The organism is Rubellimicrobium rubrum (genome assembly GCF_006152115.1).
Lineage (GTDB): Bacteria > Pseudomonadota > Alphaproteobacteria > Rhodobacterales > Rhodobacteraceae > Rubellimicrobium > Rubellimicrobium rubrum.
The window spans coordinates 1-10,666 of sequence record NZ_VDFU01000055.1 but is presented as its reverse complement, the minus strand read 5'-3'; the positions used below and the strand labels follow the sequence as shown (position 1 = coordinate 10,666).

The window sequence follows — 10,666 nt, the reverse complement described above, 5'->3', positions numbered from 1 at the left end:
GCGGAGCTCACGCCACATCTTCCAGCACACCCAGAGAAGCAGGATGCCCCCGGCGAGCAGGAGACCGGTGACGGCCAGAAGCTGGGTGGTGATCAGGGCGAAGAAGATGCGTAGCACGGTTGCCGCGGCGATGCCCACCAGGATGGCGCGGTTGCGCTGGTCCTTGGGCAGACCGGCCGCCGCCAGCCCGATGACGATGGCGTTGTCGCCCGCCAGCACGAGGTCGATCGTGATGACCTGAAGCTTGAGGAGCATGTCGGCTTGGTGGAAGCGCTACGGGCCCGAGCACCGGACTTGGCAGAAGAGCGGATACGAAAGCATCCCGGGCGCACTGCGGTGACCTTCGAGAAGGTGCCCCGCGAACGTCCCGAGCTCTTCCGGGTGGGCTAATGGAGCACAGTGGCAGTCTGATCAGGTGGGAAGTGGTCAGAGGAACGCGGCTCCAGCGCGCCAGGGTGGCTGCCAACCTTCTCAGGACGGCTCACCGCGGCCCTTTCGATAACTTGCCAAACAAGATTGCCTGATGAGTTCAAGGAGCGGCTCTTGGTCTGGGTCACATGGTGCTCTTCTTGGCTTTGAGCCAAGCGATCTCGATCGTATGCCCGAAGAAGATAAGGGCAGCGCAATAGGGGCCGGTCCTGGCCGGTCCCTTCAAAAACACCAGTTGAAGTGCAGAATTCAAACCCTTCCAAAATATGAGGTTGCAAGTGGAAAGACGGCGGATCGCACTCATCGGCCTAGGTATGGCCGTAACACCGCACGCTCGCAGCCTTATTGACCTCCAGGAACGCGTCGAAGTGGCGTATGCCTTCAGCCCTACCGCTGCGCGGCGCGAAGCCTTCGCAGCCCAGTTCCCGTTTCCCTTATGCGACGATCTCGACACCATCGTCACGGACAGGAGCGTCGAAGCTGTCATCGTGCTGACGCCTGCCAACACGCATCTCGACATCGTTCAGTTGTGCGCCGAAGGCGGGAAGCACATTCTCCTTGAAAAGCCGGTCGAGATCACCACTCAGCGCGCCACCCGGCTCGTCGAGATCTGCGAACAGAACAGTGTGACGCTCGGGATCGTTTTGCAGCACCGGTTCAGGCCGGCAGGCCTCCGGCTTGCCGAGTTGCTGCGCGAGGACGGACTTGGTGAGATCGTCAGCTGTTCCACAACGATCGACCTTTGGCGACCGCAAAGCTATTACGACGAGCCAGGCCGTGGGTCCTTTGCCCGTGACGGCGGTGGCGTTCTGATCTCGCAGGGCATCCATACGCTCGACTTGATGCAGAGCCTTGTCGGACCGGTTGCCGAGGTTCGTGGCTACGCCATGACGTCGCCGGTGCATCAGATGGAAACGGAAGACGTTGTTATGGCGGCGTTGCGCTACGAGAGTGGAGCGCTCGGGACTGTGAACGCCACCACGGCCGCATATCCCGGCTTTCTCGAACGCATCCGCATTGTGTGCCGCCATGGGACGGCAACGCTTGAGGGAGCGAGCCTCGAGGTCGCCTTCCACGACGGGCGCAAGGAGAACGTCCGCCCCACAGCGACGGCAGGAGGAACTGGTGCCGATCCAATGGCATTCCCGCACGACTGGCATCGCAGCCTTATCGAGAACTTTCTCGACGCGCTCGATCAGGGTTGCCCGCCCCAAGTGACGGGTCGCGAAGCCTTGAAAGTGCACCGCCTCATCGACGCGCTGATCGAAGCTGGACACTCCGGAGGTACTGTCCCCGTCTCCTGAGAGTCCCCGCGCCTTGCTTGGTGGCAGTGCAGATGAATGAGGTTTTGGTTCCTTTGGAGTTCTGGCCGTCCATACTCGTGATCCGAAGAGATGATCGGCTGGCCCGCAACATTGGTTAGCATGGCGCTCGTTCTGCGGCTCCGAACTCGAAGTTGGCCGTGCATGAAAGATGTGGGTAAGCCGTTATGATCGTTTCTCTTTCCGTAACTCTTCCAGAGAGCTGAACATCCTCGGCGGCAGTGCCGTCAGGCAAAGCAGGAGAAAGTCGATGAGATCTACAATCCTTGCGTATAGCACTGTTTCGGCCTTGGCCCTCGCTTTCGGTCTCACCCCGCTGTCGGGACACGCCCAGGACTCCACCCAAGGCGAAGCTCTGGAGATCTCCCGTCAGGAGGTCTTGAACGCAATGAGCGAAGCCACGCACTTCATGGTCGACGAGGTGGCCGTGAATGGCGGCTACGTCTGGTCCTATCTGCCCGACATGTCCAAGCGCTGGGGCGAGATGGAGGCCTATGACACCATGGTGTGGGTCCAACCGCCCGGGACTGCGACCATGGGACATCTCTTTCTTGATGCCTACCACGCCACGGGTGACGAGTTCTATTACGAGGCCGCCAAGGAGACCGCCGGCGCGCTCATCTGGGGTCAGACGGATGAGGGTGGCTGGAACTACGTGTTCGACTTCGCAGGCCCTGCCTCGCTCCAGCGCTGGTACGACACGATCGGCAAGGCGGGCTGGCGGCTTGAGGAGTTTCACCACAACTGGGGGAACGCCACGTTCGACGACGCTGGCACCGCCGAGGCGACCCAGTTCCTCCTGCGGGTCTATCTCGAGAAGCTCGACCCGACCTTCCGTCCCTCCGTGGACAAGGCGATCGACCTCGTCCTCGCGAGCCAGCAGCCGATGGGCACCTGGCCGCAGCGCTACCCGGAGAACCAGCTCTGGGAGGGCGACTACACCGCCTATCCCACCCTGAACGACGACGTCGCGGCGGAGAACATGGAAACGCTCATCATGGCCTGGCAGACGCTCGGCCGCGCCGACGTGCTCCCGGCGATCCATCGCGGGATGGATGCGTTCCTCCTGCTCCAGCAAGGCCCAGACCAGCCCGGCTTCTCGCTCCAGTACGACGCCAGCCTCGAGCCGGTGGCGGCCCGCTCCTACGAGCCGCTGGCGCTCGCGACCCACACGTCCGCCAGCGCGCTCACCAAGCTCATGGACTTCTACGAGTTGACTGGCGACACGCGCTACCTGGCCCGCGTCGACGAAGGGCTCGACTGGCTCGAACGCGTGCGCCTGCCCGAAGACCAGTGGCAGGACGGCCGCCAGTTCCCGACCTTCGTCGAGATCGGGACGGACCGTCCGATCTACGTCCACCGCCGTGGATCGAACGCCGTGAGCGGCGAGTACTACTGGGATTACAGCCGGGAGAACCTGCTTGGCCACTACTCCGGCCTCCGCGAGATCGATCTCGATGAGATGCGCGCCCGCTACGAGCGGCTGATGAACACCCCGCCCGAGGAAATCACCGCCAACTCGCCACTCAACCCCGAGAACGAGGTGGTCCTGCCCGAGTTCTTCACCCTTGGCGAGATCGACGTCTCGGACCTGAACGCGAGCGAGCGCGAGCCGACCGAAGAGGTCGATACGGCCCAGGTCTCGGATTTAATCAGCTCCCTCAACGGGGAGGGCTACTGGCCCACGGAGTTGATTGCCACCAGCAACCCCTATCTCGGCGAGCCGCCGGCGGCGCCGTCCGAGGGTGACTTCGCCGGCACGCGGGTTGGCGACGCGTACGACACCTCGCCCTTCCTCACGGAGACGCCGGTGACCGGCATATCGACCTCGGCCTACATCGAGAACATGGGCGTGCTGATCCGCCACCTGGACCAGACCGGATCCTGATCGCTGCACGACCTCGCGGCGCGCAAAGCCGCGAGGTCTGCCTGGGCCCCGGACCCATGGTCATGTCCCATCAAGGCAAGCGCCAGAGCGGTGAGGAGAAGCTTCATCATAGGCACCCCCCTCCGCATGACCGTACAGACGCGAGCCAGTTGCTTGGTGGAAGGTTTCAACGTCTCACGACTACGCTGGACGCCGACCGACGTGTCTCCCAGCCTTCGCGCTCCAGCTCCGGATTGGTGTCCTCGGCATCCGGGTAGCCGAGGCACAAATATCCCAGAAAGATCCAGCTCGCCGGAACGTCTAGGATAGCCCTGACCTGCTGCGGCTCGAGGATCGACACCCAGCCCAAGCCGATGCCCTCGGCGCGGGCCGCCAGCCAAAGGGTGTGGATCGCGATCACGGCCGAGTACTCGACCATCTCCGGCATGGTCTGGCGCCCCAAGCCATGACCCTGCTGGGTGTCACGATCGGCAAACACCGCAAGATGGCACGGCGCGTCCTCGAGCCCGGCGAGCTTCAGGCGGGCGTAGCGGTGTTGTCTGTCGTTGGGCTGCTCGGCAAGTGCTGCGGTATTGCACGCTTCGAAGTTGGCGCGAATGGCTTGGCGCCGCTCCACGCTGTCGACCGTGACGAAGCGCCACGGCTGGCTCAGGCCAACGGACGGGGACAGGCAGGCCGTCTTGATCAGGCGGTCCAGAGTTCCCTCGGGCAGCGCCTCCCGTCGGAACCGCCGGACGTCACGGCGCCAGACGAAGAGGTCGAGCAACGCCGACTGGAACTCAGGTCCGAAGATGGGGGCAGGCATGGCAACAGGCGTCCAGGTCCGTTCAGGGCGTTACAGGGAGTCCTACACCGCTGCAGAGGAAGGCAGTATGCAAAAGCGCCTGCCGCGGCACCATGATCGTGCTTGCCGGACCAAATGGCACCGGCACGTCGAGCATCTACCAGACCCGTATGGAACCAGCCGCGCAGGCCCCCACCAATGAGTCGACCACCGTACGAGCACTGTGAGACAAGTCCTCCCCAGCTCTCGCACGAGGTGACCGATGCGGCCGAGACTGTTCGTCTGGCGATCCCCTCGCGGAGACATAGATCTTGGCCAGGTGTCTGTCAGCCAAGAGAGCCAGTGAAGCCCAAAGGGTTCACCCGGTGACCCACAATCCTCACCCCCTCAAGTCAGGTCATAACGGACGCCTTGGGGCATGGTGGCGGACGTGGAGGCAGTCCTGCGCGCCCAAAGCGAGCCGGAACTTGGGAGACTTGGTAAACTTTACATGTGGGTCGTGGGCTCTGCAGGACGCAGCAGAGACACCACGGCCGGGGCGCCCTCTTTGACGATCGCGACAGTCGGCCACCAGTCCGACTGACACGTCGGTCGTCCGATGTCGGCGTGGTCAAGAGGCTTGGGCGAACGTGCTGAAGCCTTGTAGGAAGACGCGGAGCCGTGCCCGGATCTTTTCGTCGGTGAGCGAGCCATCCTCCCCGATCGCCTCGCGCGCCCGCGACACGAGAAGCCGCTCACCGCTCCAGAGCTGGGCGCCCAAGGTCTTGAACACAGGCAGCCAAGCATTCTGGCCCAGTACGGTGCCGAATGGACCAGGCGAGGCGCCTATCAGAGCCACGGGCTTGGCTCCAAACACGCGCGGAATGTCGGAGGCTGGGCGGGACAGCCAGTCAATCGTGTTCTTCAGGACGCCGGGAATGGAATTGTTGTACTCTGGCGTGGCGATGAGGAGCCCATCCGCAGCCGCAATGGCTTCCTTGAGCGTGGTCACCGCGGCAGGGACGCCGTCGCGCTGTTCGAGGTCGCCATTGTAGAGCGGGATCTCGGCAATGGACCGGACCTCAAGGGTCGTTCCGTCCGGCAGGAGGTCACGGGCCGCCCTCAGAAGCGCCGTGTTGAAGGAGCCTTGGCGCAGGCTGCCGGAGATCCCGATGAGTGATGTCATATGCTTGTCCTGTACGGCGAAGGGTCATTGCACCGGAGCGCGGTCCCGATCCGCCCGGTCTGGTCATGATGATCGATACTCGACGGATGACCGACTCCTAGATCTCAACTGGCTTGGCTGAAAGCTCGCCGCTGACCTGTACCTCAGCGGGTCCATCCTCCACGACACCTTCGACCAGATCCCTTTGTGCCCTGATCTCCGCAGCCATGAAGTCCAGAAAGACCCGGACTCGCGCAGATTGGCGCAAGTCGGGGTGGGTGAGAAGCCAAAGGTCAACGGCGAAGTCGGGTTGCGGAGCTTCGAGGCGCACGAGGCCGGGCCGTGCATCTCCGACAAAGCAGGGAAGGTGGCCAATGCCGATGCCGACCTCGATGGCTTCCGCCAAGCCCAACACGCCATTGAGTTTGTAGACGATCCGCTCTGGCGCGAGAAGCCGCCGTTCGGCCTGCACGACCTTCAGGCCAGCCAGGTGATCGCTCAAGCCCACCCACCTCTGGCCGGCAAGCCTGGCCTGATCCACTGGTTCAGCCCCGAGGAACTCGGACCTGCGACCATATAAGGCCCAGGCGATCCGGGCCGCGCGGCGGCCCACGAGGGTTTCAGGGGGTGTGTCGGTCGCGCGAATGGCGACATCCGCATCGCGCTTGGACAGGTTCAGCGCCTGGTTCGCGAGGACGATGTCGAGGCGCACGTCCGGGCAGGCCTGCTGAAACTTCGCGAACATGGGCGTGAGGAGATAAAGAAGGAGGGAGTCGCTGGTGGTGACCCGCAGCTCGCCCGCCGGCTTGATCTCCTGGCCGGCCATCTTGCGCGTGAAGGCGACGATGTCGGCGTCGAGGCGCTGCGCCAGGCTGACCATCTCCTCGCCCGCTGGAGTGAGAACATAGCCGCTCCGGTGACGCTCGAAGAGGGGCGCCCCGAGGGCCTCCTCGATCTGCCCCAGCCGGCGGAACACCGTGGAATGGTTAATCCCAAGCGCCGCGGCTGCGCCGGCCATGCTTCCGGCATCCGCAAGCGCCTTGATCAGCCGGAAGTCGTCCCAGGCGAGCGGCTTGAAAGGCTGGCTCATGGGACCGCTTCGCTCCTTGTAAGTTTCCCAGATCCAAGCACAGCGAGCCCAGCCCCTGCAATCTCATCTTTGCACAGGTGCAAGCGAAAGGACGTAGCTTGCAGCTCTTCGTTGCTTATCTAGGGATCACGAACCCGGGCCGGGTGGCCCGATGGAGGACGCAGATGAACCGCAACGGTCTTCACCATGTCACCGCGATCTCGGGTCCGGCCCGGCGCAACGTAGAGTTCTACACCGGCACCTTGGGCCTGCGGCTCGTCAAGAAGACGGTCAACTTCGATGACCCCGGTACCTACCACCTGTACTACGGCAACGGCGCGGCAGACCCCGGCACCATCCTCACCTTCTTCCCCTGGGAGCATGTCGCGCCGGGACGCCTGGGCATTGGCGAGACGCAGGAGACGGTGTTCCGCGTCCCGGAGGGCTCGATCGGCTTCTGGACGCACCGCCTGCTCTCGAAGGGTGTGGCGCACGAGAAGCTGGCCAAGCGGTTCGGGGACACGGTGCTCGCCTTCAAGGACCCTGACGGCATGAGGGTCGCCCTTGTCGCCCTGCCGGGACTTGAGAACGAGCCCGCTTGGAGCACCGGAGAGATCCCGACCGAAGCTGCCATTCGCGGCATTCATAACGTCAGCCTGCTGCTGCGCGAGGCTGCGCCCACCGGCGCCATCCTCACGGATGTGTTCGGCTTCGAGGAAATCGGGCGTGAAGGCACCACGGTCCGCTTCAAGGCCGCGGGCACCGAGGTCGGCGGCACCGTCGACATCCGCGAGGCGGGCGAGTTCCTGCGGGCCCGCCAAGGCGGCGGCTCGGTTCACCATATCGCCTTCCGGGCGGCTGACGACGAGGCGGCGTTCGCGATGCAACGCAAGTTGGCCCAGAACCATGGCCTGCACACTACCGAGCAGAAGGACCGCAACTACTTCCGCTCGCTCTACTTCCGGGAACCGGGCGGTGTGCTCTTCGAAATCGCGACCGATGGTCCCGGCTTCACGGCCGACGAGCCCTTGGCCACCCTTGGCACCGCCCTGAAGCTGCCGCCCCGGTACGAGCCGCGGCGCCAGCAGATCGAGGCCGTGCTGCCGGCCCTCGCGGACTGAGATGCCTTTGCCCTGTCTTGCCGGCCTCGCGCCGTGGGACAGGGTCCACTCCACCCGGATCCAGTCAGGTCCACGACCGCCGAGGCCATCATGACGACATCCACGACCTTGTCGCACGTGCATCAGTTCGTGCCTGCGACTGACCCCAGCCAACCTCCCCTTCTGCTCCTGCACGGCACGGGCGGGGACGAGCACGACCTGCTGCCCCTTGGGCAGGCTGTCGCGCCGCGTGCGGCGCTCCTTTCGCCGCGCGGCCGGGTGATCGAGGGGGGCAGGCCGCGCTTCTTCCGGCGTCTGGCCGAGGGCGTGTTCGACGAGCAGGACCTGATCCGCCGCGCTCACGAACTCGCCGACTTCGTCCAGGAGGCGCGGGACGCCTACAAGCTCCCTGCACCCATCGCGCTCGGCTTCTCCAATGGGGCCAATATCGCCGCCGCCGTGCTTCAACTCCGGCCGGAGACGCTTGCAGGAGCGGTACTTCTGCGAGCCATGGTGCCACTGAACGAGGCACCCGAGGCGGATCTGACCGGCATCCCGGTCCTGATCCTGTCGGGAGCCCTGGACCCCATCGTGCCCGACGAGAAGGCCGCCCGGCTCGCGGCGACGCTTCGCCGGGCCGGGGCGGTGGTGGATCACCGGACCTTGCCCACCGGGCATAACCTCTCGCAAGCCGACCTCACCCTCACCAAAGCCTGGCTCGATCAACGCTGAGGTCTTCGGGCCCGCCTTCAAGGATCATCACATGGAACTCACCGGCATCCATCACCTCACGGCTGTGACCGCGGAGGCGTCCCGCAACCACGACTTCTACACGCGCGTGCTCGGCATGCGCCTGGTCAAGAAAACGGTGAACCAGGACGACACCAGCGCCTATCACCTCTTCTATGCAGACGGCGAGGCCACGCCCGGATCGGACATGACCTTCTTCGACTGGCCCGTTGGGCCCGAACGTCGTGGAACCCACAGCATCACCCGCACTGGACTGCGCGTGGCCGGTGAGCCAAGTCTGCGCTGGTGGAAGCAGCGTCTCACGGCAGAGGGCGTGACCCACGACGACATCACCGTCCGCGACGGCCGCCTCACGCTCGACTTCGAGGACTTCGAGGGCCAGCGCCTGAGCCTCATCGATGACGGTGGCGCGGGCGAGGCGCATCCCTGGGCCCGCAGCCCTGTTCCAACCGAGCATCAGGTCCGCGGCCTGGGGCCGATCACGATCAGCGTGCCGGATCGGGAAGGGACCGACTTCGTGCTCACCCGCGTGCTGGGCATGCGGCAGGTCCGCGACTACGCCACGCCGGGCAACGAGGGCTCGGGCAGCTACGTCTACGAGATGGGGCTGGGTGGACCCGCGGCCGAGCTTCACGTGGCCGTGGAGCCGGACCTGCCTGTGGCGCAGCCCGGCGCCGGCAGCGTGCATCATGTGGCCTTCCGCATTCCGGATGCCGACTACCAGGCCTGGGCCGAGCGGCTCGATGCGATCCGGCTGCCCTCGAGTGGTCCGGTGGACCGCTTCTACTTCCGCAGCCTCTACTTCCGCGAGCCGGGCGGCATCCTCTTCGAGATCGCGACCGACGGACCGGGCTTTGCCACGGATGAGCCACTCGAGACCTTGGGCGAGAGCCTCTCGCTGCCGCCGTTCCTGGAAAGCCGGCGCCAGCAAATCGAGCGCGGGCTAAAGCCGCTTTGAGCGGCTCGACCGCAGCGCTAGTAATCAGCATCTGGACGACCCTGATCCACTTGGAGACCGCCGATGAGTTGGAGCCCCTGTCCCGACCCCGTCCTGGGCGACCGATCCACTGCGGACGCGATCGAGACCCTGATCGTGCCCCGCGCCGTCGACCTGGGCGAGATGACCGTCCGCCGGGCGCTGCCCTCCACCAAGCGCCAGATGGTCGGCCCCTTCATCTTCTTCGACCAGATGGGACCTGCGGAGTTCCTGACCGATCAGGGCATCGATGTCCGGCCCCATCCGCACATCAACCTGGCCACGCTCACTTACCTCTTCGAGGGTGAGATCCTGCACCGGGACTCGCTAGGCACCGAGCAGGCCATCCAGCCCGGCGCGGTGAACTGGATGCGGGCGGGACGCGGCATCGTGCATTCCGAGCGCACCTCCGAGGAGCGCAAGCGCCACGGCCAGAAGCTCTTCGGGATCCAGACCTGGATGGCCTTGCCTGCCGACCGGGAGGAGGACGACCCGGCGTTCCTTCACCATGGCGCCGACGCACTGCCCCTGCTCGATGCCGACGGTGTCCAGGCCCGGCTGATCGCCGGGCAGGCGTTCGGGCTGACGTCGCCCCTCGTCACGGCGTCCGACACGCTCTACGCCGACGTGCAGCTTGCGCCCGGCGCGCGCCTGCCCATCGAGCCCAGCACCGAGGAGCGGGCGCTTTACACCATCTCGGGGACCATCGACGTGGCCGGCGACAGCTTCGAGCCGGGGCAACTTCTCGTGCTCCGCCCGGGTGATCCCATCACTGTCCGGGCCGCCACTGCCGCTCGGTTTATGCTGTTCGGAGGAGCCGCCATGGAGGGGCCGCGTTACATCTGGTGGAACTTCGTCTCCTCTCGGCCCGAGCGTATCGCGGCTGCCAAGGAGGAATGGGCGCGGGGCCGCTTCGACACCGTCCCGGGGGACGAGGCGGAGTTCATCCCACTCCCCGACCGGCAGGACGCTCCGCAGCGCGCCACAGGCGGCGTGCTCTACCCATGATGGGTGGGGCGGGTCCTGTCCAGTTAGCAAAGGCAGCGAGGATCAGATCCACCTCTCATTACCTACACATGATACGCACAGGCTGACCCATTGACGGACAGAGGCCGAGAACTCTGTGCGTACTCCAAGAACACTGTTCTCTAACAGGGCAAGGGCTGGCTGCTCGGTTCTGAGCGGGGGATGTCCTTCGGGTGCT

Annotated in this window: 10 protein-coding genes; 6 read left to right on the top strand and 4 right to left on the bottom strand. The window is 65.0% G+C overall.

The genetic code is table 11. The features are described from left to right. Positions 1–255 (bottom strand): TerC family protein (locus FHG66_RS20585; protein ID WP_425471771.1); only part of this gene is annotated, 255 nt, incomplete at its 3' end. Positions 256–695: 440 nt separating this feature from the next. Here FHG66_RS20585 and FHG66_RS20580 point away from each other — a divergent pair. Beyond that, complete coding sequence (locus tag FHG66_RS20580; RefSeq protein WP_281282982.1) at positions 696–1,733, top strand: Gfo/Idh/MocA family protein; 1,038 nt, start codon at positions 696–698, stop codon at positions 1,731–1,733. Positions 1,734–2,001: 268 nt separating this feature from the next. Next, positions 2,002–3,639: a pectate lyase gene (locus FHG66_RS20575; RefSeq protein ID WP_139079024.1), complete on the top strand. Its 1,638-nt coding sequence runs from the start codon at positions 2,002–2,004 to the stop codon at positions 3,637–3,639. A gap of 166 nt (positions 3,640–3,805) precedes the next feature. On the opposite strand, the gene bluB is transcribed toward FHG66_RS20575, so the two are convergent. The 3 genes from bluB to FHG66_RS20560 all read right to left on the bottom strand — a co-directional run bounded on the left by bluB (position 3,806) and on the right by FHG66_RS20560 (position 6,657). Beyond that, positions 3,806–4,444, bottom strand: coding sequence for a 5,6-dimethylbenzimidazole synthase (bluB, locus tag FHG66_RS20570; RefSeq protein WP_139079023.1), 639 nt, complete (start codon positions 4,442–4,444; stop codon positions 3,806–3,808). Positions 4,445–5,033: 589 nt separating this feature from the next. Next, positions 5,034–5,588, bottom strand: coding sequence for an NADPH-dependent FMN reductase (locus FHG66_RS20565; RefSeq protein WP_139079022.1), 555 nt, complete (start codon positions 5,586–5,588; stop codon positions 5,034–5,036). 97 nt (positions 5,589–5,685) lie between these two features. Next, complete coding sequence (locus tag FHG66_RS20560; protein ID WP_139079021.1) at positions 5,686–6,657, bottom strand: LysR family transcriptional regulator; 972 nt, start codon at positions 6,655–6,657, stop codon at positions 5,686–5,688. 164 nt (positions 6,658–6,821) lie between these two features. Between FHG66_RS20560 and FHG66_RS20555 the strand changes: the two genes are divergently transcribed. From FHG66_RS20555 to FHG66_RS20540, 4 genes are all read left to right on the top strand, one after another. Beyond that, entirely contained in the window at positions 6,822–7,757 is a 936-nt protein-coding gene (locus tag FHG66_RS20555; RefSeq protein ID WP_139079020.1) for a ring-cleaving dioxygenase, read from the top strand. A gap of 90 nt (positions 7,758–7,847) precedes the next feature. Continuing rightward, positions 7,848–8,468, top strand: coding sequence for an alpha/beta hydrolase (locus FHG66_RS20550; protein WP_139079019.1), 621 nt, complete (start codon positions 7,848–7,850; stop codon positions 8,466–8,468). 31 nt (positions 8,469–8,499) lie between these two features. Next, a complete protein-coding gene (locus FHG66_RS20545; protein WP_139079018.1) occupies positions 8,500–9,444 on the top strand; it encodes a ring-cleaving dioxygenase in 945 nt (314 codons plus the stop codon). A gap of 63 nt (positions 9,445–9,507) precedes the next feature. Continuing rightward, positions 9,508–10,470: a pirin family protein gene (locus FHG66_RS20540; RefSeq protein WP_139079017.1), complete on the top strand. Its 963-nt coding sequence runs from the start codon at positions 9,508–9,510 to the stop codon at positions 10,468–10,470. Positions 10,471–10,666 lie beyond the last annotated feature (196 nt).

What these genes read in the sequence shown, in the direction of transcription:
- FHG66_RS20580 (WP_281282982.1), top strand. Translation starts at nt 696, where the DNA reads ATGAGGTTGCAAGTGGAAAGACGGCGGATCGCACTCATCGGCCTAGGT.
- FHG66_RS20575 (WP_139079024.1), top strand. Translation starts at nt 2,002, where the DNA reads ATGAGATCTACAATCCTTGCGTATAGCACTGTTTCGGCCTTGGCCCTC.
- bluB (WP_139079023.1), bottom strand. Translation starts at nt 4,444, where the DNA reads ATGCCTGCCCCCATCTTCGGACCTGAGTTCCAGTCGGCGTTGCTCGAC.
- FHG66_RS20565 (WP_139079022.1), bottom strand. Translation starts at nt 5,588, where the DNA reads ATGACATCACTCATCGGGATCTCCGGCAGCCTGCGCCAAGGCTCCTTC.
- FHG66_RS20560 (WP_139079021.1), bottom strand. Translation starts at nt 6,657, where the DNA reads ATGAGCCAGCCTTTCAAGCCGCTCGCCTGGGACGACTTCCGGCTGATC.
- FHG66_RS20555 (WP_139079020.1), top strand. Translation starts at nt 6,822, where the DNA reads ATGAACCGCAACGGTCTTCACCATGTCACCGCGATCTCGGGTCCGGCC.
- FHG66_RS20550 (WP_139079019.1), top strand. Translation starts at nt 7,848, where the DNA reads ATGACGACATCCACGACCTTGTCGCACGTGCATCAGTTCGTGCCTGCG.
- FHG66_RS20545 (WP_139079018.1), top strand. Translation starts at nt 8,500, where the DNA reads ATGGAACTCACCGGCATCCATCACCTCACGGCTGTGACCGCGGAGGCG.
- FHG66_RS20540 (WP_139079017.1), top strand. Translation starts at nt 9,508, where the DNA reads ATGAGTTGGAGCCCCTGTCCCGACCCCGTCCTGGGCGACCGATCCACT.